This window comes from Latilactobacillus fragifolii (genome assembly GCF_905332535.1).
Taxonomy (GTDB): Bacteria; Bacillota; Bacilli; order Lactobacillales; family Lactobacillaceae; genus Latilactobacillus; species Latilactobacillus fragifolii.
The window spans coordinates 86,818-108,303 of the sequence record NZ_CAJOCF010000005.1 but is presented as its reverse complement, the minus strand read 5'-3'; the positions used below and the strand labels follow the sequence as shown (position 1 = coordinate 108,303).

The following is a 21,486-nucleotide window of genomic DNA, read 5'->3' as shown; positions in this document are numbered from 1 at the left end:
TGAAAGAAATAGTTTTCTGAAAATTTTACTAAAATCGCGAACTTTGGTGTAAATTATGCTATACTGGTTTTCGAAATGAAGAATTGATTTACAGAAAGGACGTCATTATATTGGCAAACATTGAAAAAGATCACCAAAAAGTTATCCTCGTCGGCGACGGCGCTGTCGGTTCTAGTTATGCTTATGCATTAACTTTACAAGGTATTGCACAAGAAATTGGTATCGTCGACATCTTTAAAGAAAAAACACAAGGTGATGCAATTGATTTATCTGATGCATTAGCTTTCACTTCTCCTAAGAAAATTTATGCTGCTGAATACTCAGATGCAAAAGATGCTGACGTTGTTGTTATCACAGCTGGTGCACCCCAAAAACCAGGTGAAACACGTTTAGACTTAGTAAGTAAAAACCTTAAAATCTTGAAGACCATTGTTGACCCAATCGTTGAATCTGGCTTTAACGGAATCTTCTTAGTTGCTGCTAACCCAGTTGATATCTTAACATATGCAACATGGAAACTATCAGGTTTCCCTAAAGAACGCGTTATCGGTTCAGGGACATCACTTGACTCAGCTCGTTTCCGTAAAGATATCGCTGAAATGGTTAACGTTGACGCCCGTTCGGTCCATGCTTATATCATGGGTGAACATGGTGATACAGAATTCCCTGTATGGTCACATGCTAACATCGGTGGTATCAAGATTTCTGAATGGGTTAAAGCTCATCCAGAAATTAAAGAAGAAGAACTTGTTAAGATCTTCGAAAGCGTTCGCGATGCTGCTTACACAATCATTAACTTAAAAGGTGCTACATTCTACGGAATTGGTACTGCTTTAGCTCGTATTACTAAGGCTATCTTAGACGACGAAAATGCTGTCTTACCATTATCTGTATACATGGAAGGTCAATACGGCTTGAACGATATCTTTATCGGTTCACCTGCTGTTGTTAACCGTTCAGGTATCACCAACATCCTTGAAATTCCATTGACAGACCACGAAATGGAAAGCATGCACAACTCTGCAAAACAATTAAAAGATATCGTTACAAAAGCATTTGCTGAATTAGATATCGAAACTCGCCAATAAGCACTGCGCTTTTTGGTTAAACGACTCTCATTGGATGGGAGTCGTTTTTTTATGGTGTTAATCTTATCAATTGCCAATTTTTATTAAAAATAGTACTTTTATATTTCTTTTTGGGGGGATATCTTGTATGCTTACTATTAGTTAACACCTTTGTATTTTACGTAATACTGGGGTATGATTAACCCATGCAGAGATTGGAGTTGAGGTTGTGAAACTTACGAAGAAAGCCTACATCGTACTTGGCGTAGCAGCTGTTGTCCTTGTTGGAGGGTACGCGGCAGTCAGTCTTCATTATCAAAAAGCATTCTTGCCACATACAACGGTTGCCGGTGTCAATATTAGTGGCCGATCAGTAGCCGATGCTAACACAGAACTTTTAAAAAAAGTCAATCGGCAAAAATATACGCTAAAGGATAACAAGCAAACATTATTAACTTTTAGTGGTCAAGAAGCTGGCTTTAGCCATAATTTTAAACCGTTATTGGAAAAGATTAAAAAAACCCAAAACGGTTGGTCTTGGCCCGGCCATGTCTTTGCCAGTGAACAAACAGCTAAATCAGAGGACGCGCTTATTTTAAACGCTACTGATTTTGACAAATTCTCGACACAAACCCTAAAAAAGGTCAATGCTAATCGTCAACCTTCAGAAAATGCCCACATTAACCTTGAGAATCATCAATTCAATCTCGTCAAAGAAGTCTACGGGAATACAATTGATACCGCTAAGTTTAAAAAAGCGGTTGCCCATGGCATCAACCAAGGCCAAGCAACAATCGACTTAAAGAACGCTTATACGCAACCTGAAGTAAAATCAACGGATAAGCAATTGAAAAAAGCTGCCGACCAGTTGAAGACGATTGCTAATGAAAAAATCAGCTATTCAGTCAATGGCAATCTATTTCAAGTGCCGAAAGAAGCCATTCAAAGTTGGTTAACGTATAACAACGGCACCATTAGTCTCGACAAGGCTGCCGTTACGAGATACGTTTATCAATTAAAGACCAAATACGATACTTTTGACAAACCATTGACCTTCAATTCGACAAAGGAAGGCACCGTCACTGTCCCTGCTGGCATTTATGGTTGGAGTATCTCCCCTGCCGATGAAATCAATGCCTTGATGACCGAAGTGCCTAAGGGCAGAGATTTTTCAAGAACAGCTGTTATTCGCGGCTCCGGGACTGATCAGAAAACGCGTAGTGTTGGTTCAACTTATATCGAAATCGATTTGAAAGCCCAACACATGTGGCTCTATCAAAATGGCAAGGTGACCATCGACACTGATATTGTTTCAGCCCGCCCACCACAAGTCACCCCAACCGGTGTTTGGAGCGTTTGGAAGAAAGAACGCAACGCTACATTGAAGGGGAAGAACTTCGATGGTGTCAGCGAATACGCAAGTCCCGTTAATTACTGGCTACCAATCGACGAGACGGGCGTTGGGATCCATGATTCGCCATGGCAACCGAAGTATGGTGGTGACTGGTATAAAGAACATGGCTCACATGGCTGTATCAATACCCCACCTGGCACAATGGCTAAGCTCTACGACACCGTCAGCGAAGGCATTCCAGTCGTTGTCATTTAGAATCTTGTGCGTTACCGCTTATCTGCTAACTGACAATGCAGATTACAAAAAACTAAGGGCAACTATCAAATCGCCAACCGGGATAAAATGATTTTTTATCCCGGTTTTTTTTGCTTAGTTTTCACGTTTTTTCTCATCGATTACTAATCAAGTTTTCGCTAAGTCGAAAAACTAGTTATTTTAATCTGCTCAGTGGTATGCTATGATAACATTAGTATATGAGAGAATTTTAATCTAAGGAGAAAAACTATGCTCATTAAATCCCTAGTTTTACCTAAAGAACGTCTCACCACGATTGTTGAATCGGTGACCTTAGAAGAAGCATTACAACTACTAGAAGAGTCTGGTTACCGTTGTGTTCCCGTCCTAGATGCCAGCGGTAAAATCTTTCGCGGTAACATCTATAAGATGCACATCTATCGGCATAAATCGCAAGGGGGCGATATGCAACTTCCTGTGACCAGCTTATTAAAGAACATGACTAAGTATATTCCAGTTGATGCTCCTTTTTTCAAAGTGTTCTTTAACATTAAAGATTTGCCATACATCGCCGTGTTAGACGAAGATAGCAATTTTTACGGAATTCTCACGCACAGCACGTTATTAAACATGCTTTCTGAAGCCTGGAACCTCGAATTAAGTAGTTATGTACTTACTGTGCTTTCTTCTGGTGAACAAGGTGATTTAGTTGCCATGTCGAAAATCATTGCTAAATACACCTCAATCGCCAGTTGCATCACTTTAGATGCTAAACAAGATGAATTTGTTCGCCGAACCCTTTTCACCTTACCTGCCGGACTTGATCTCGAGATTTTGAAAAAGATTGTTTATAAGCTCGAGAAAAAAGGCTACCGGGTGCCTGAAATCGATGATTTACAGTCCGGTAAAGCGCTACGGGATGATTCTAAACTTGATGATTTAGTTTAACGCCAAAAAGGGCAGTCCTAATCAGGACTGCCCTTTTTTAATGTTTATGATTTTATTTGCGCATCAAAGTGCACAACTTTATCCACAGCATACATGATTGGTGCGGTGATCGCCATAATGAGCGCTTCTGATAGCGCTAACGAGATATACGTTGGCCAGAATGGAAGGTGCGTGCTAGCAGTTGAACCTGTTAACACTAGCATCCAGGCAATCAGACACATCGAAACGGTGAACAAGAGAATGTTGACCACCATTTTTTGCCAAGTTTGTTTTAAATAAGGCATCACAAGGGTTAATACCAGTAGTGCCAATAAGGTTTGGCCGCCCCCAAAAAGCGTATCAAGTAACTTATTTTCAGAACTAAAAAAGAAATTAAACACTACTACCCCACCGAAAACGCCCCATAGATATTTCTTATTGAAAACCACCAAATGGTTTAAGCCTTCCGAAATTCTAAATTGGATGGCCCCTGAAGCAAATCCCAACATCCCTGGGAATAACGATAAAACAACGTACAGTGCTGCCACCAATCCGTTTAGAATCACCGTTTTTAATCGACTTTGATTCGTCATTTTTGAATCCTCCTAGTTTTTTTGCGTGGGATGGTTACGAACCACGTTTTTTCGAACAGCTACCATCATATCATACTTAACAGCTGCTGATAAAGGTTAAAAAAAGAGAACCCGCTTTTGTAAGTGGGTTCTTTCTTCTTGGGTATTTATGTATTAAGGATTTAAGACCGGTTTAAGTCCAACACTAATGGTGAGCGCCCGATCAACTTGCGCCATCTTATCCGCCACTAAGTGAGTGACGTGATCTTTCAGGCGCTGCTTGTCAATCGTTCGTATCTGTTCTAACAAAATCACGGAGTCGCGTTCGACGCCATTGTCCTTTGCCGTAATCCCAACGTGTGTTGGTAATTTCGGCTTTTGAATTTTTGCTGTAATCGCGGCAACGATTACAGTGGGACTATGGTGATTACCCACGTCATTTTGAATGATTAAAACAGGACGCATGCCCCCTTGTTCTGAACCGACCACTGGTGATAAATCCGCATAAAAAATATCGCCACGCTGTATTAATGCTCCCACTTGTTCTCCCTCCAATTAGGATCAATCAACTATGCGAATGTGTGCGTATGCCTCACTTTCGCAAGCGTTAAATTCAGCTGCAATTTGACTATTGATGCTAGCCATCTCAGCGTACCCGTTAATGACATGATCGACTTTGGCCTGTCTAGTCGCCATGAATTCGTGGAGTGCATCTTGAATTAAATCGTTCTCATCAAGGGCATACACCTCACAATACTGCTTAATTGCTTGGACCAACTCAACGTCTAATTTAACGGATAGTTGTTCACGGTTAGCTTTCATCTCCATCAACCTCCGAATCAACACTTTAACCTTTATCCATCCTACCACAGAACTGGCGATAATCAAATTCTTAATCCTTAATGTTCATCAAGCCCACTATAAACCCGTGGTAACCGATCAGATAAACCACAGATAATTTCATAGTGAATTGTCCCCGCATAATCTGCGATTTCTTGTAAAGTAATCTCGTCATCACCACTTTTACCAACAAAAACCACTTTGGTCCCCTCTGGATATTGCTTAGGCAACCGAATCATCAATTGATCCATGCAGACCCGGCCGACAATTTCACATCGGTGCCCATCCACCAAAACAGTTGACCCTTGCATCCGTCTGGACCAGCCATCGGCATAGCCAATCGGCACCGTACCAATCCACTCATCTTCTTTGGCTTCATAAGTGGCACCGTAACCAATCTTGCTGCCAGCTTCAACTTGCTTAACAAAGACCAATTCTGATTCGAGACTTAGCGCCGGTTTCAGTGCATACGGTAATTCAGGAATCGCATTGCCGGAAGGATTCAATCCGTACATACTAATTCCCATTCGAATTAAATTCTCATTGCAAGCAGAATGCCATAAACTCGTGGCTGAATTCGAAACATGAACAAATCGTGGCCGTTGCGGCAACACGGCCACTAGTTCATTGAACCGGGCACTTTGTTCTTTAAAATAAGTATCATCAGGATCATCCGCAGTGGCAAAATGGGTAAAAATCCCTTCTAAATCGAAATATTTAGCGTGGGTTTTAATAAATGTGGCCGCTGCTAATAATTCAGTCGCATCTCTAAAGCCAATTCGTCCCATACCACTATCGACACTCAAATGAATGTGCATTGGTTGTGGATAAGGCATTTGTTTAGCAATTTTGTAAGCCGCTTGTAGCCATTTTAATGATCCTACTGTGATGGAGATTTGGTTAGCAATTACTAATTCGATTTCAGTTGGTTGAGTAATCCCAAGCACTAAGATTGGTTCCGTAAAATTAGCCCGCCGTAAAGCTAAGGCCTCATCTAAAATAGCCACACAAAAGCCTGCGGCACCAGCTGCTTGGGCCACTTCTGCAACAGGAATCATGCCGTGACCATAAGCATTGGCTTTTAACACCGGAAAAATCACCGCATCGGTGCCGTTTAAATCCTTTAATTCATTTTGAATGTTTTCATAAATTGCGTTTTGATCAACTAGAATGCGTGTTGGTCGTAAGTAGCCGACTGTCATCGTCTCAACCTCTTTCTAAAATAACTTCTGCCATCACTAACGTCGTTGTATGCGAAAGCGATACATGGACGGCACCTTCAAATAAATCTTGCTTGATGTACGGTTTGCCCTTTACATCGTTTAACGTTTCAATTGCTTGTAGTGGCACTGGGCCAATCCCAGTCCCATAGGCTTTACTAAAAGCTTCCTTTACCGCAAACCGCCCCGCCAAAAATTCGAACGCCCGGCGCCCCGTGTAACGCCGAAACAATGCCAATTCATTGGCCGTCAATACTTTTTCAGCAAAATGACTATTCTTGCTCTGTGCTTTTTCAAATCGATCAATTTCGGCTAAATCAATGCCTAATCCAGCAATCATCGGCTTCGCCCCTAGTTCACCCTATTTTCAATTAGTGTACCACAAAAAAGGTTGCGACAGAACTTACATCTCTGTCACAATTAGCATGTAAAAAAAACAGCCGCCGACCAAGTTGGCCAACCGCTGTTTTAAAAAAAGCTTATTTATCGTTTGTGCGAATTGTAAAGTTCCGTTTTGAACGGCCATCAGTCTTCTTACGACTGTCATTACTACGCCGTTTGCTACTATCGCCGTTACCGCTATTGCGACGGCCATCTTTGTTGTCGTTACCGCGACGTTTGCCATCGCCATTTCCACGACGATTACCACCGCGATAGCCGCCACGACGATTGCCGCCACCATTCCGGTTGCCGCTACGATTGCCACCTTTTTTACGTGAAGGCAATGGGCGTTCTGGCGTAATCTTAACCGGCACTGATTCTTTGCTGATTGTCTTCAACAGAACTGAAGCTAATTCAACATCCGAGAATTGTTTCAATAATTCTTCAGCTTCTTCACTGAATTTAGCCAACTGGCCTTTTTCAATCATTGAATTGATGTCGGCAACCGCTGCAGCTAATTGGCCCTTAAAGGCTTCTTTTTCTGTCGGTGGTTGTAATGGTAACATCCGTTTCTTGGTTAAGTTTTCAATGATATGCAAGTATTCCATTTCATTTGGTGTTACAAATGTGACAGAAACACCTGACTTACCGGCACGCCCTGTCCGGCCAATCCGGTGAACATAGCTATCAGGATCTTGAGGAATATCGTAGTTATAAACATGGGTTACACCTGAGATATCAAGCCCCCGGGCAGCAACATCGGTTGCCACTAAGATGTCTAAACGGCCAGCCTTGAATGATTTCAAGACACTCATCCGTTTTTGTTGTGATAAATCACCATGGATCCCTTCAGCATTATAACCACGGGCCTTCAAACCACGTGTTAATTCATCAACACGGCGTTTTGTCCGGCCAAAGATTAATGTTAATTCAGGAGATTGAACATCGAATAAACGCGTCATAATGTCGAATTTTTCAAAGTCCTTTGCCCGAACATAGTATTGATCGATTAAGTCAGCCGTCAATTCTTTGGACTTTACTTTAATCATTTCAGGATTAGTCATGAAACTCTTACCGATTTTCATGATTGGAGCTGGCAATGTTGCTGAGAACAACAGCGTTTGCCGTTGGTCTGGCACTTGTTTGATAATACTTTCAATATCATCGACAAAGCCCATGTCCAACATTTCATCAGCTTCATCCAAGACCAATGTTTTCACGTGGTCTAATTTAACTGTCCGCCGGTTGATATGATCCAATAAACGCCCCGGAGTCCCAACAAGAATTTGTGGGTGATCTTTTAAAGAACGGATTTGACGCCGAATGTCTGCCCCACCGTAGACCACTTGGACTTTCGCTTTACGGTCGCGACCTAAGCGATAAAGTTCTTCTTGGGTTTGAATTGCTAATTCACGAGTTGGTGAAATAATCAATGCTTGAATGTTAGGATTGTCTAAGTCTAAGTTTTGTAAGATTGGTAACCCAAAAGCGGCAGTCTTACCGGTCCCTGTTTGTGCTTGCCCGATAACATCCTTACCAGCTAATGCCAATGGAATTGTTTCACTTTGGATGGGTGTTGCTTCTTCAAAGCCAGCGCGTTCGATGGCCTTCATAATTGGTTCTGATAAACCTAGTTCTGCAAATTTCAAATAGTGTTCCTCCTTGTTTTGTAAAAAACATACCATTACAAAACAGGTCCACTTCGTCAATTGCACCATTTTCAAAAATCTGTCTTGTAATATAATTGTTTTCAAAAGCCTTTTTCACTAAAAAAGCTCCTTAATAGCTTATCATGCTATACCTTAATTAGCAAACGAAAATCCGCTAATTGTTAATCGAATGTTATAGCTTCAATCGCTAAACAGCGGATCGGTGCCGTTGTCTATCAATTGTTAATCATTAATTCGTTTCAGTATCTTGTAAAGCAGCCACCACTTTTTCTAAATGTAAGCCGTGACTTGCCTTCAAAACAACTAAATCGTTGGATTGGATTGTCGCTTGCAAGCTGGCAATTAATGCAGCCTGTTCTTGGCGGTTAAAGTAGTGTAAATGTGCTGCTGGATAACGTTCTTTTAATGTCATGTATAACGGTTCAATTTCATCACCAAATAGGAAAACATCTTGAATCATCGTCGGATCTAATTCTTGTGCCAAGCTTTCGTGTAGTTTTTTGCTCGCAGTTCCTAATTCTAACATATCACCTAAGACAGCAATTCGACGCCCATCAGTCTCAAAATGACTAAAGTTGTGTAAAACCTCTTTAGCTGCCGTAGGATTTGAATTATACACATCACTTAATATCCGTTCGCCCTTTTGACCAACAAGCCATTCTGTTCGATTGCTCGTGACTTCGAAATTCGCCAAGGCTTTTTTCATCAGTTCTGGTTTAATATGGAATTGTTGCCCAACTAAGATGGCGGCCAATGCATTATTGACGTTATAGGCGCCCATCATCGGGATTGTAAACGTTATGTCTGGCCAAGCATTCAACTTGAATGCCGTTTTCGTTTCACCAGCGCGGACTTGTAACGGGTATAGGTCGTTAGTCGTCAAATTACCGAATGTCTTGGTTGTCAGTTCACCAATTCGTTCATTCAATAGCGGTTCATCACCAGCATAAATTAATAAGCCATCTTCTTTAAGCCCATTCGTGATTTCCATCTTGGCATCGGCAATCTTATCGCGCGACTTGAAAAACTCGATATGTGCTTCACCAATCATCGTAATCACCGCCACATCTGGCATAGCTAATTCACTAAGTGCTGTCAATTGACCAGGGCGGTCCATTCCCATTTCAATTACTAAAATTTCAGTATTGGCTTCCATCGATAAAATCGTTTGCGGCACACCAATTTCATTATTAAAGTTTGCTTGCGTCTTGTGCATATTGTATTGACTCCCCAAGACCGCCGCTGTCATATCTTTCGTCGTTGTTTTACCATTACTACCAGTAATCGCAACCACCTTGGGATTAATTTTCTGGAGATAATGCATCGCTAATTTCTGATAGGCCGCTAGTGGATCTGCAACCACTAATACGGGAAAATCGGTTGGCAGTGCATCATGATTGGCCGCCCAAAAAGTCGCCACTGCCCCATTTTCCTTAGCTTGCCCAACAAAGTCGTGACCGTCACGCGTCCCGGCTAATGGTACAAACAAAGCGCCCTTATTTAATTGACGTGCGTCAAACGCAACATTCGTCACTTCAATCGTTGCCCACTGTTCAATCTCGTTTTTAGCCCCAGTGACTCGCGCAATTTCACCCAACTGCATTTTCATTGATCAATAACTCCTATTACTCTGTGCACGCTTTTGCGCACGCTTTTTTTAGTTATGACTTAAAATACTACGCAATATTGTACCATAGTTTCTAAAAAGCCCCAAAACTGATGAACGGCTGGTTAAGGATACCACTGTGAATAGTCATCAATTTGTTTATCATCAGGCTGATATTGTTGCTTAGTTGGACTTCGCCACCCTTTAAACGCCGCTTTGCGCAGGGCATGATCATTTTGCAGCGGTGGTTTACTATCCAAATAGGCGTGTTGCCGATTATTTCGATTAGCGTAATTAAACGATTCGCCGTTTAGCAATTGCTGACTGGTCCAATCATCGAGATGATAATGGGCAGGATTACTATCAATCAAACCATCCGCTTTTACTTTAAGCACTTGCCATTGACTGATGAATGTCCCAGACGGCGCTAAAATAAATTCACTATGAAAATCCGGTGTCAGTCGCTTACGATTCCACGGTGTTGAGGGTTGCTGGTTGTGACGGTATTTATTATGGAGCCGAGCTGGTTCACGTCGTAGCCAATAATGCGGTTGGGTTGCTTGCCGTTTTTGCACAAACCGCCTTAAGGCTTGCTCATCTGTTTCCCCAGATTGTTGAAAATAGCGGCGAATATAGCGCAGGTTCTGCCGGTCAAAATACATTCTCAATTGGTGAATCCGTTGATCGGTTAAAATACGACCAGCAAACGCCCGTTGCACACTTTGCGCGAAGGTCGCTAAAAAAGGGGCATCAGGCGCTAATTCTGGGTCAAGCTGATAATCGTGCGCCGTCAATTGCAAAAACGCATGCGCATCCAACTGCGCCCCTAAATGGGTCAGCACTAAATTAAGCCGTTGATTATTAATCACTGGTTGGGCAGTTTGATCCCCATATGCTGCAAAAAGCACCTGATAAAGTGCTGAGCCGACTTGATGCAAGGCTTGCCAATTACGTTGTAAAATAGTTTTGAGCGCTGTTGGTTGCGCAGCAAGTTGCTCCGTTAAATAGATGGCATAAGCGCGTAAACTCGCCACATCCCAATTAGCACGCTCTAACTGTTCAAAATGGGCCACTACTTCCGCCTGATTAACAATTCGATACCGTTGCGGTAGTGTTTGCCGCCAAAGGCGCGTCAACTCGGCGCCATCGGTTTTAGTTGCCATGGTCGTGATGATGGCGCGTTGAATCATTGTGCGTTGTTGCGTCGATAATGTTAGCTGGTGGCGCGCATGCAATGCCAATAGTAATTGCCCACGCACAATCGGTAAATCGAAATTGGCAATCTGTTCACTGGCCGCCTCATTCCATTGTGTTATTAAGGCCGATTGCAAGGCCATTAACTGCTGAATTGGAGATAGTCGCACACTAATCACTCCTCTTTTTCTTTATTATACAAAAAAAGCGGGCGACAAAAATGAATTTTGCCGCCCGCTTCATAAAACGTGTTCGGTCAGCTATTATCTACAGCTGACGCTTCATACTCTTAAAACATTACATCGCTCTTAATTTAGCGATGCGGTCTTCAATCGGGGGATGACTATCAAATAAATGAGCACCCGGCCGGCTAAGTCCTTTAAACGGATCTGAAATATATAAGGCCGCACTCGATGGATCGGCAGCTTGCATTGGCTCACTATTAGCAATCTTTAATAATGCGTTGATTAAACCTTGCGGGTTGCGCGTTAATTCAACACCAGATGCATCGGCCAAGTATTCCCGATTTCGTGACAACGCCATCTGTGCGATACTAGCCGCCAAAGGTCCCAATATCAATAACAGGATTGAAAAAACTAAACCGATGACATTACTTGCCCCTTCTTCACGGTCGTTATCCCGACTGCGTCCGCCACCCCACCATAACATGTTGCTACCAATGTTTACCAACATTGAAATCACCGCAGAAAGTGCTAAGGCAATCGTTTGTAACCGAATATCATAGTTACGAATATGTGAGACTTCATGGGCAATTACCCCCTCAAGTTCTTCACGGTTCAGACGCGCCATGATACCAGTCGTTACTGCCACTGCAGCGTGTTCTGGATCGTTACCAGTCGCAAACGCATTTGGACTAGGATCATCAACAATAAAGACGCGTGGCATCGGTACATGGGCCACCATCGCCATATCTTCAACAATGTGCCATAAATCAGGATATTCGCGAGCATCGTGGATTTCAATCGCATGGTTCATTTGCATCACGACGTTGGTCGAATTACCAATCATCATTGCCATGTAAATAGCGGCTAAAATGGCCGCCACCACGACACCGCTAATCAGATTACGCATAAATAAATAACCTAGCGCTGCGCCAATTGCCAATACTAGGGCGAAAAAGCCAATCATCACATAGACTGTCTTACGTTTATTCTCTTGGATTTGTTCAAATAACATGCCCAATCACACCCTATTCAAAGGAAACTTTAGGTGCTACTTTTTCCTCAACTGGGGTTTCTAAGTAAGCCACCTTTTGGAAATTGTGGGCACCTGCTAAAATATTGCCAGGGAACGTTTGAATTTGGTTGTTATAACGTGTTGCACTTGAGTTAAATAATTGACGCGCATACGCAATTTTATTTTCCGTATTCGTCAATTCTTCCATTAACTTCGTAAATTCTGCGTCTGCCTTTAAATCCGGATAGCTTTCTGATAACGCAAAAACACTCTTCAATGAATCCGTTAACTGGTTAGACGCCGCCATTGTTGCTTGTCGATTATCAGTTGGCATTTCAACCAATTGATTCCGCATCTTGATGACTTTTTCCAGCGTATCTTGTTCATGCTTAGCATACCCTTTCACAGTTGATACTAAGTTTGGAATCAAGTCGTTCCGGCGTTTGAGTTGGACATCGATTTGGCTCCATGCTTCATCGGTCCAGTTCCGACTCTTAACCATGTTATTGTAGGTACTGATGTAAAAAACAACGGCGCCGACCACTAACAAAATAATGATAATAATAAACCACAACATATGCGTATCCTCTTTTCTTTAATGTTGTCTTCATATTATCAGACTCGTTACAACAAATAAAGAATAGGTTGTCAACCTTAAGAAAACCTTGGTTTGACATAAATGGTAAAATTAAAGAGTTATCAATTTTGGGAGGGATACTTGCATGTTTACTGCCCAGCCAGCAATTGCAAATGTTGGCTTAACTGCACCACGGATGATTGCCGATGAGCCACGAATTCCAATGAGTTACCGGGTCCTCTGCCAAACAACCAATGGCGGTTTTCTAACTAACTTTAGCCTTCCTACGCGTGAGCCAACCAGTGACGGTCTCGCTGACGTTGAGTGTCACTATTTAGCTGGGATTGCCCACAACGGTGAAGCCGTCATCCAAGCGCCTGAATTACCCGATTACTTAGTGCCTTTTAGTCAGCATCAACAGCAATATTTCGTATTTGATTGCCAACAAGCCTTAGCTGAACCACCGATTCGCTACATAGATACTGAGGTCGATCAATGGTTAACCGTTGCTGATTCGCTGACCAGTTTTCTCGAACAGTTAGGTCCCAAAGTAATTGATCTGAATCCTGACCATCAATTAACCCCTTTGCAACGTAACCATTACTTATTAGTCGCACAAGGCGCCCAGCTAGATGCCCTACTGGCGCATTATGAAGCCGATGCTGATAAAGAATGGCTGTTTGATTGGCTCCTTTATTTTGCCGAACATGGGACACCAGCGCAACAAGCAAGCGCATTGACCGCCTATGACACTCAACGCTTGTACTTCAAACGTCAGCTACCACAGGCTAAAAGCGCCCAACTCGCTACTCTTTTTGAAGAACTACCACATTTAAAAGACGCCTATCACGCACATCAAAAAGCGTGGTCTTCACTTTAACTTTTTTAGAATCGAGATGATGCCACTATGTTAACGCACATTCGTCAACGTTTATTCAGACGCCGGGCACAATGGGAACAGAACCTCGTTGTTTTATGGTTTGGCAATTTCATGGCCGGCGTTGCTTTTAGTTTAATTATGCCATTCATGTCACTGTACATTGACACACTCGGCCATTTTACAACGGCTCAATTGAGTTTATGGAGTGGATTGACCTATTCCATCACATTCTTAGTCACTGCCCTGATTTCACCATGGTGGGGCAAAATTGCCGATCGCCGCGGGCGTAAATTAATGTTACTCCGCGCTTCATTAGGGATGGCAATTGTTCTGGGGGCGATGGGCTTAGTCCAAAACGTTTATGAATTAATCGGGCTACGGCTCCTCCAAGGGTTCTTCTCAGGATACATCAGTAATTCAAACGCCTTAATCGCCACTTCAGCCCCTCAAGAAAAAAGCGGCCAAGCCTTAGGAACCCTTACGACCGGAAACGTTTCTGGCACATTATTAGGGCCCTTATTAGGGGGCATTATTGCCCAAGCAACGGGGTATCGAACGACCTTCTTTATTACCGGTATTATTTTGTTCATCGTGTTTATTCTTTGTCTAGTATTTGTTCACGAAGATTTCACACCGATCCAAAAAGGCGATCAAGTTCCTGGTCGGCAACTGATCCACGAATTAAAATACCCCCATTTAATTATCGGGATGTTCGTCACGACAATGATTATCCAAGCCTCTAACAACTCCATCAGTCCGCTGTTAAGTTTATATGTTCGCCAACTAATGCACCATGGCAATAACGTCGCATTAGTCAGCGGGATTGTCGCGGCCATCCCGGGGATTGCGACATTAATTGCCGCCCCCCGTTTTGGCGCACTTGGGGATCGCATTGGCTCCGAAAAAATTTTACTCAGTGGCTTAGTCTTTGCCGTCTTCGTCTATGTCCCACAAGCCTTTGTCCAAAACGTTTGGCAACTCGGCGCATTGCGTTTATTAGTTGGGATTGTTGATGCCGCATTGTTGCCACAAGTCCAAACAATTCTCGCAAAGTACTCGCCACATCGTTCTGCCGGTCGGATTTTTAGTTATAATCAATCTTTCCAAGCGATGGGCAATGTTGCCGGACCGCTGATTGGTTCTAGTGTTTCTGGTCTATTCGGCTATAGTGGGGTCTTCTTATCGACAACCGTCCTCGTTATCGTCAACCTCTTCTGGGTCCGCCAGAATACCAAAGTTTTACGTGACGAACACGAAATCCAAAAATAACAACAAAAAGTGGTGCTTCTCCCAAAATAAGAAGCACCACTTTTTGTTGTTATTTTTTCGTAAATGTCAGTTTATCTAACCAGTCACGGTTATGCTTAATGCAGAAATATCCGATAATTGCGATGAGGCACGACCCTAATACATCTGCTAATAAGTCCCCCATCGTATCTAACAGGGCTGCTTGCCCTAATAAAAGGTGGCCATTTGCCATGTAACGTTGCATATTTAATCCTAATAAACGATCACCCGTGAATTCATAGAACTCCCACAATACCCCAATCGTACTACCAAAGGTTGCGGCAAATAAACTCATCAGTAAGGCTGAAATAGTTTGGCGCAGTTGTTTCGAAATCAACACATTAAAGACCGTATACCCTAATCCCGCCAATAACCCAGCACTCAAAACATGCAAGAATTTATCCCAGTAATATAAGCGACTATAAAAATGTAAACCCGTCCCCAATAGAATTGAACAGTACACAAAAATTAAATAAACTGCGTATAGTACCTCTGGAAAACGGTATGGCATAAACCGCTCAATAATAATCGGTAAGGTTGCAATCACAAGTCCTGCAACCACTTGTAAAACAGCAAACGATAATGTTCCGTTATCTCTTGGATTGGTCAGCATTTGTTCTAAGTAATAGCCAATGTAAATTAATTGACTCACAATGGTGAAGACATAAAGCCAGTCCACCCACCGCCAATTTATTTTTTGTTTTGCCATGTTATTCATCCTTTCCATTTAAATGATATCGTACCACATTCCGACGACCGCATAAATCGGCATCCTTCGTAAAGAATCATTTTTAATCGTTGGCTAACATGGCACTTTTGGGGTAAAAAAAAACCAGGGAAAAATTCCCCGGTTCCCAAAATAATTATTTGGCAGCGTTCTTGTCTGTAAAACCATATTTTTTGTTGAAACGATCGACACGCCCATCTGCTTGAGTAAACTTTTGTTTACCTGTGTAGAATGGATGTGAATCTGATGAAATTTCAACACGGATTAATGGATATGTGTTACCGTCTTCCCATTCAACAGTTTCAGCTGAGTTAGCAGTTGAACCTGAAATGAACTTGAAGCCAGTTGATGAATCCATAAATACTACCTTGTGATAATCTGGATGAATACCTTGTTTCATGTCTTTTCCGCTCCTTTTTGCTAAAGTTATCTGCATCAATTCCGATGCACAACTTAAGTCTTGCCCTGAGATATTTGCTATGTCAGAGATATTTGTTTACATAACCATTAAATATTAGCATGAATGCTCACAAAAAACAATAGATGGTTAACTTATTCTTCAACCATTTTAACGATTGCTCCCAGACCGGTTAGTTTATCAACCACTCGGTCATAGCCCCGTAAAATATTACTTGCATTATTAATCGTTGTAACGCCATTGGCCATTAAACCAGCAATCATTAAACAAGCACCGCCCCGAATTTCATCGGCTGATACTTCAGCACCTTGTAACTTATCAGCATGGTGTAAAATAATCACATCATTTTCAATTGAGATGTCTGCACCCATCCGAATTAATTCTGGGACGTGGCGTGTCCGCTTAGGATAAAGTGTATCCACCACAAGCCCCTCGCCTTGGGCTTTTAACAAGAGCGGGGTGAGTGGTTGTTGCAAGTCAGTCGCAAAGCCCGGGTAAGGCATTGTTTTAATTTGAACCATTTTTAAATCAGGTGATGGGTAGACAAAGATACTGTCTTCCTTAACGTCCATCTTAACGCCCATTTCCTCTAATTTAGCGAGATAAGCGTCCATATGTTCACTGATGATGTTCTTGATGTTCACGCCATCACCAATCGCTGCAGCCATACTTAAATAAGTGCCTGCTTCAATCCGATCAGGAATAATGGTGTGCGTATTGCGCCCGTATAGGTGTTCAACACCGTCAATGCGGATAATATCAGTCCCCGCACCGCGGATTTTGGCCCCCATATTATTTAGAAAAGTGGCGATATCCACAATTTCAGGTTCGCGAGCCGCATTTTCAATAACGGTTTGGCCTTCAGCACGGACAGCGGCCAACAATAAATTAATTGTTGCCCCAACTGATGCCATATCGAGATAAATTTTAGCACCATGCAAGCCATTTGGCGCCTTGATTTGGATGGCCCCGTGGTTATTCGTCACGGTGGCCCCTAGTGCTTCAAATCCTTTAATATGTTGATCAATTGGTCGGGGCCCAATATCATCCCCGCCTGGCAAACCAACAATTGCTTCGCCAAACCGGCCTAATAGCGCCCCCATGAAATAGTAAGAGGCCCGTAAACTTTGAATTTTCCCACTTGGTAATGGCGTTGAAATAATATGGGTTGGATCGATTTCAACTGTATCCCCCTCAAATGTCGATGAGACCGACATCTCTTCTAGAATTGATAGTAAGCTATTGACGTCTTTAATGTGCGGGACACTGTCCAAAACAACCTTTGACTCTGCCAAAATAGCCGCGGGAATAATCGCAACCGTGCTATTTTTTGCACCGCCTATTGTGACTTCCCCAGACAAGAGATTGCCACCTTGAATTAACATTTTTTTCATTTTTAGTTTTCCCCGTTCGCTTTGCAACAAAAGAACCGCCTTCAGTCCCCCACTTCTCCTGTGGTATAAACCAGAAGGCGCTTTTGATATTTTTAAGTTTTTTAGTTTTTTAAATTTAGAGAACGGCTTCATTCCACTCAACGCCGTTGATAATTAGTCATACATGTATAATAATAATTAATAAGCACATAAATTACAAGGCATTTAGAAATATCATTGACTTTTTAATTTTCATATTCAGGAAAAGCGCCCCTCGTATAAAAGCCCGCAATGGACACCATAGAATGCAAAGGTTTTCAAAATGTAGGGCATTATTTTCACAACTGTTTTCGATACAAAAAATGCCCCTTATAACTAAAAAAGTTATAAGGGGCATTTTTTCTTTTAAAGCTCACCCGTTTGAGTCAGCCGACCTTACATCGTTGCGCCAATAAATGCCTTGAACAAGCCTTCCGGTTTGTTTGGCCGTGATAGAAATTCAGGGTGGTATTGAGCGGCCACGAAGAATTTGTTTTCTGGAATTTCAATCACTTCAACTAAGCGGTTGTCAGGTGAAGTCCCGGCAAAGACTAAGCCTTTGTCGGTTAACAATTCACGGTATTCGTTATTGAATTCATAACGGTGACGGTGACGTTGTTGGATAACACTTTGGTTATCATAAGCGGCAGCGGTCTTTGTACCGGGTTTTAATTTACATGGGTATAGACCTAGACGTTGCGTCCCACCCATATTTTCTAGATTTTTTTGGTCTGACATGATGTCGATTAATTTATGTTCAGCTTCTGGATGTACTTCACCAGTTGTTGCGTCTGTGATACCAGCAACGTTGCGGGCAAATTCGATACTTGCCATTTGCATCCCTAAACAGATTCCAAGGTATGGTACATCATTTTCACGCGCATATTGAATTGAAAGAATCATGCCTTCCAACCCACGATCACCAAAACCACCTGGAACAATAATCCCATCGAAACCAGCTAATGTCTCAGCAACATTTTCTTTGGTGATATCTTCTGATTGAATTGGCGTCACTTTAACATCCGTGTTATAAGCATAACCGGCATGCCGTAGTGCTTCGTTCACTGAAATGTAGGCATCTTGTAATTCGATATATTTACCGACTAAAGCAATCCGTTTCGTGCCTTCTAGATGCTTAATCGTGTGCAGCATGTCAATCCATTCTGTCATGTCAGCTTCTGGGGCTGTCATCTTGAAGTGATTCAAGACAAACTCGTCTAAGCCTTGGTTCTTCAACAACAACGGAATGTCGTAAATTGATTCAGCATCGCGTGATTCAACAACAGCTTCTGGTTCAACATCACAGAATTGAGCGATCTTGTTACGCATATCATCAGGAATTGGTTTTTCAGTTCGGCATACCAAGACATTTGGTTGAATTCCGATTCCCCGGAGTTCTTTAACACTGTGTTGGGTTGGTTTAGTCTTCATTTCACCGGCAGCCTTCAAGTAAGGCACCAAGGTCGTATGAATGTAGATGCAGTTTTCGGCGCCAACATCCGCCTTCATTTGACGAAGTGCTTCTAAAAATGGTAGTGATTCAATATCACCAACCGTCCCACCGATTTCAGTAATAACGATATCGGAATCGGTCGTTGTTGCAGCCCGCATGATTTTTTCTTTAATCATGTTTGTGATATGGGGAATCACTTGAACAGTTGCGCCAAGGTATTCACCTTTTCGTTCTTTACGTAAAACTTCTGAATAAATCTTACCGGTCGTCACGTTAGAATATTTGTTTAAATTATTATCGATAAACCGTTCATAATGGCCAAGATCTAAATCAGTTTCAGTACCATCATCTGTTACAAAAACTTCACCGTGTTGGTATGGACTCATTGTCCCAGGGTCCACGTTGATATATGGATCAAATTTTTGAATCGTTACCTTTAAGCCACGATTCTTTAACAAACGACCAAGTGAAGCCGCAACAATCCCTTTACCCAGTGAAGAAACAACGCCACCTGTTACAAAAACATATTTGGTCATATCAATATTCTCCTTTTCTTCTTAGCATTACGCTAAACATTCATGCTTTTGGGAAACAACAAAAAACAAAAACAAGCTCCCTATTCAAAAATGAACAGGGAGCTTGTTAACCGATTCTGGCTTCGCAATTAAAGTAATTGCAAAGCGCCCAAAGAATATAATACAAGAAACGGCAATTAGCGTCAAGCAAAAAAATTAATCATTTCTACGCCGAATTTAAATCGCCTATGCTACACTATTTGCATGACTTATTTTGAAAGGATGGCCCATCATGCCACAAGATGCGTTACTAGCGCTAGATATCGGCGGTTCCGCTGTCAAATACGGGATTTGGACGAATCACCAATTAATTAAACAAGCGCAATTTCCTACGCCACTAACACGCAATCGCTTCTATACTGAAGTTGAACAATTACGTGATCAATTCGCGACCAACTTTCACTTAATCGGGATTGCGGTAAGTTGTCCTGGTAATCCAGATGAACAGACTGGTATCATCCATGGCATGAGTTATGTCCCATTTTTACATCTTGGTGAATTTCAAACTGAATTTGCAACACGTCTTAATCTACCGGTCACCCTCCAAAACGATGCCGATAGTGCAGCCCTCGCGGAAATGACGGCTGGCATTGGCCAAGGTCATCTGAGTGCCTTATTCACAATCATCGGTTCTGGGATTGGCTTATCCATCGTCGAAAATGGTACCATTCTCAAAACCATTGCTGATAAAATCGATAACTTCGATAAATTCATCGCGGATACCATCAAAACCCTCAATAATTCAAAAGTCTCGCCCGTTCAAATTGGCAAAACGGTCGCACTGCGTAATTTTAAATTGCCCAATACCATCGATGGTAAAACGGCCTTCGAACTCGCCGATCAAGGTAATCCCATCGCCACTCAAGAGGTGACTCAGATGTATGCCGCCCTCGCGGAAATCATGCTCTTCTTAAACGTCGCTTATGCCCCCGAGATTATTGGCATTGGCGGCGGAATTAGTCAACGGGCTGACCTACTACCGAAATTAAACGCTGCAATTGACACCCTTTTAGCCGATGATAATAGTAGTATTAAGCGTTACTGGCAACGCCGTGCAGGTTCGACAGCCCCCATCCCTGTCCCACACATTGAAATTTGTCACTTCAATCAAAACGCCAACTTAATCGGTGCTGTTTATCATTTTCTCAAACGCGAATGTCCAATCAGCTCAATAACATCTAAGGACTAACACAGAATCCCTTTAACTCAAAAAAGAGGGGCGCCAGCCAACTGGCGCCCCTCTTTTTTGCTGCCAACGAAACTAAAACGTCTCATTAAAGATCGTCATCGTCGTCTTTGTCATCTTCATCATCGCTAAATTCAGATAATTGACCTTCAATCCCATCTTCTAGGGAATCGTCGTCTTCATCATCGTCATTATCACCGATGTTTTGTAAGTCAGCTTTGTATTCAGTTAAGTCATCACCAACAACGTCATCTGTAACGGCTAAATCAACATCGTCGTCAGCATCTAAGTCTTCGTCTTCTGGATCGTCATCACTGTAATCAATTACATCGTCATCATCAGTAACATCTGCTAAGAATGCATTAACCTTTTTACGACGTTTTTTCTTAGTTGGTTGATCTTCTTCATCTTCTGGATGGTTAACTTCTTCATCGACAGATTCATATGGGTACCAAGAACGAAGGCCCCAAACGTTTTCGCCTAAAGAAATGAAACTACCATCTTCATTTAAATCCGTATAAAATTGTGATAAGCGTGCACGCACTTCTTCATCACTTTTGCCTAAATAGTTTTGAATTTCATTCGTTAAATCAGCGAATGCAATCGTGTCGCCTTTTTCTTCTAAAATTGCATGTGCGACTTCAATCATTGATAGTTCTTCTTTATTTTGGCCTTTAAAAACGTCTAATTTCAACCAGTACACGTCCTT

21 protein-coding genes and 1 riboswitch are annotated in these 21,486 nt (G+C 42.2%); of the genes, 6 read left to right on the top strand and 15 right to left on the bottom strand.

Annotated features, from left to right (window positions below):
• Positions 1-104 precede the first annotated feature (104 nt).
• The 3 genes from J7Q78_RS07690 (at position 105) to cbpA (ending at position 3,603) form a co-directional block, all read left to right on the top strand.
• Entirely contained in the window at positions 105-1,088 is a 984-nt protein-coding gene (locus J7Q78_RS07690; protein WP_407929561.1) for an L-lactate dehydrogenase, read from the top strand.
• Between the two features lie 208 nt (positions 1,089-1,296).
• Positions 1,297-2,676: a L,D-transpeptidase family protein gene (locus J7Q78_RS07685; protein ID WP_208422598.1), complete on the top strand. Its 1,380-nt coding sequence runs from the start codon at positions 1,297-1,299 to the stop codon at positions 2,674-2,676.
• Positions 2,677-2,925: 249 nt separating this feature from the next.
• Positions 2,926-3,603, top strand: coding sequence for a cyclic di-AMP binding protein CbpA (gene cbpA, locus J7Q78_RS07680; protein WP_076790056.1), 678 nt, complete (start codon positions 2,926-2,928; stop codon positions 3,601-3,603).
• Between the two features lie 44 nt (positions 3,604-3,647).
• On the opposite strand, the gene J7Q78_RS07675 is transcribed toward cbpA, so the two are convergent.
• The 10 genes from J7Q78_RS07675 to J7Q78_RS07630 all read right to left on the bottom strand — a co-directional run bounded on the left by J7Q78_RS07675 (position 3,648) and on the right by J7Q78_RS07630 (position 12,839).
• Positions 3,648-4,175, bottom strand: coding sequence for a QueT transporter family protein (locus J7Q78_RS07675; RefSeq protein WP_208422599.1), 528 nt, complete (start codon positions 4,173-4,175; stop codon positions 3,648-3,650).
• Positions 4,176-4,181: 6 nt separating this feature from the next.
• Positions 4,182-4,226: riboswitch (PreQ1 riboswitch) on the bottom strand.
• 102 nt (positions 4,227-4,328) lie between these two features.
• Positions 4,329-4,694, bottom strand: a complete 366-nt coding sequence (locus J7Q78_RS07670) for a type II toxin-antitoxin system PemK/MazF family toxin (RefSeq protein WP_154243101.1) — start codon at positions 4,692-4,694, stop codon at positions 4,329-4,331.
• Positions 4,695-4,715: 21 nt separating this feature from the next.
• Positions 4,716-4,976, bottom strand: a complete 261-nt coding sequence (locus tag J7Q78_RS07665) for a hypothetical protein (protein WP_154243102.1) — start codon at positions 4,974-4,976, stop codon at positions 4,716-4,718.
• 77 nt (positions 4,977-5,053) lie between these two features.
• Positions 5,054-6,196 (bottom strand): alanine racemase, encoded by a 1,143-nt coding sequence (alr, locus tag J7Q78_RS07660; RefSeq protein WP_208422600.1) that lies wholly within the window; start codon positions 6,194-6,196, stop codon positions 5,054-5,056.
• Positions 6,197-6,200: 4 nt separating this feature from the next.
• Positions 6,201-6,554 carry a holo-ACP synthase gene (gene acpS, locus J7Q78_RS07655; RefSeq protein ID WP_208422601.1) on the bottom strand — a complete coding sequence of 118 codons (354 nt, stop codon included), beginning with the start codon at positions 6,552-6,554 and terminating at the stop codon, positions 6,201-6,203.
• 139 nt (positions 6,555-6,693) lie between these two features.
• On the bottom strand, positions 6,694-8,244 hold the full coding sequence (locus tag J7Q78_RS07650; RefSeq protein WP_154243105.1) for a DEAD/DEAH box helicase: 1,551 nt from the start codon (positions 8,242-8,244) through the stop codon (positions 6,694-6,696).
• A 250-nt stretch (positions 8,245-8,494) separates the two neighbouring features.
• Positions 8,495-9,874 carry a UDP-N-acetylmuramoyl-tripeptide--D-alanyl-D-alanine ligase gene (locus J7Q78_RS07645; RefSeq protein WP_208422602.1) on the bottom strand — a complete coding sequence of 460 codons (1,380 nt, stop codon included), beginning with the start codon at positions 9,872-9,874 and terminating at the stop codon, positions 8,495-8,497.
• A gap of 122 nt (positions 9,875-9,996) precedes the next feature.
• A complete protein-coding gene (locus tag J7Q78_RS07640; RefSeq protein WP_208422603.1) occupies positions 9,997-11,235 on the bottom strand; it encodes a DUF3114 domain-containing protein in 1,239 nt (412 codons plus the stop codon).
• Positions 11,236-11,362: 127 nt separating this feature from the next.
• Positions 11,363-12,262, bottom strand: a complete 900-nt coding sequence (htpX, locus tag J7Q78_RS07635; protein WP_154243108.1) for a zinc metalloprotease HtpX — start codon at positions 12,260-12,262, stop codon at positions 11,363-11,365.
• Positions 12,263-12,275: 13 nt separating this feature from the next.
• A complete protein-coding gene (locus J7Q78_RS07630; RefSeq protein ID WP_154243109.1) occupies positions 12,276-12,839 on the bottom strand; it encodes a LemA family protein in 564 nt (187 codons plus the stop codon).
• Positions 12,840-12,984: 145 nt separating this feature from the next.
• Between J7Q78_RS07630 and J7Q78_RS07625 the strand changes: the two genes are divergently transcribed.
• Positions 12,985-13,719 (top strand): SMI1/KNR4 family protein, encoded by a 735-nt coding sequence (locus J7Q78_RS07625; RefSeq protein WP_208422604.1) that lies wholly within the window; start codon positions 12,985-12,987, stop codon positions 13,717-13,719.
• Positions 13,720-13,746: 27 nt separating this feature from the next.
• Positions 13,747-14,988: a multidrug efflux MFS transporter gene (locus J7Q78_RS07620; RefSeq protein ID WP_154243111.1), complete on the top strand. Its 1,242-nt coding sequence runs from the start codon at positions 13,747-13,749 to the stop codon at positions 14,986-14,988.
• Positions 14,989-15,037: 49 nt separating this feature from the next.
• On the opposite strand, the gene J7Q78_RS07615 is transcribed toward J7Q78_RS07620, so the two are convergent.
• The 4 genes from J7Q78_RS07615 to J7Q78_RS07600 all read right to left on the bottom strand — a co-directional run bounded on the left by J7Q78_RS07615 (position 15,038) and on the right by J7Q78_RS07600 (position 19,552).
• A complete protein-coding gene (locus J7Q78_RS07615; protein WP_235688083.1) occupies positions 15,038-15,715 on the bottom strand; it encodes an Rnf-Nqr domain containing protein in 678 nt (225 codons plus the stop codon).
• Between the two features lie 154 nt (positions 15,716-15,869).
• Entirely contained in the window at positions 15,870-16,133 is a 264-nt protein-coding gene (locus J7Q78_RS07610) for a type B 50S ribosomal protein L31 (RefSeq protein WP_154243112.1), read from the bottom strand.
• Positions 16,134-16,285: 152 nt separating this feature from the next.
• Complete coding sequence (locus J7Q78_RS07605) at positions 16,286-17,545, bottom strand: UDP-N-acetylglucosamine 1-carboxyvinyltransferase (protein ID WP_154243113.1); 1,260 nt, start codon at positions 17,543-17,545, stop codon at positions 16,286-16,288.
• A gap of 414 nt (positions 17,546-17,959) precedes the next feature.
• Complete coding sequence (locus tag J7Q78_RS07600) at positions 17,960-19,552, bottom strand: CTP synthase (protein WP_154243114.1); 1,593 nt, start codon at positions 19,550-19,552, stop codon at positions 17,960-17,962.
• 271 nt (positions 19,553-19,823) lie between these two features.
• On the opposite strand from J7Q78_RS07600, the gene J7Q78_RS07595 reads away from it, so the two are divergent.
• Positions 19,824-20,780, top strand: a complete 957-nt coding sequence (locus tag J7Q78_RS07595; protein ID WP_154243115.1) for an ROK family protein — start codon at positions 19,824-19,826, stop codon at positions 20,778-20,780.
• An 85-nt stretch (positions 20,781-20,865) separates the two neighbouring features.
• On the opposite strand, the gene rpoE is transcribed toward J7Q78_RS07595, so the two are convergent.
• Complete coding sequence (rpoE, locus tag J7Q78_RS07590) at positions 20,866-21,426, bottom strand: DNA-directed RNA polymerase subunit delta (protein WP_328798347.1); 561 nt, start codon at positions 21,424-21,426, stop codon at positions 20,866-20,868.
• Between the last annotated feature and the right edge of the window lie 60 nt (positions 21,427-21,486).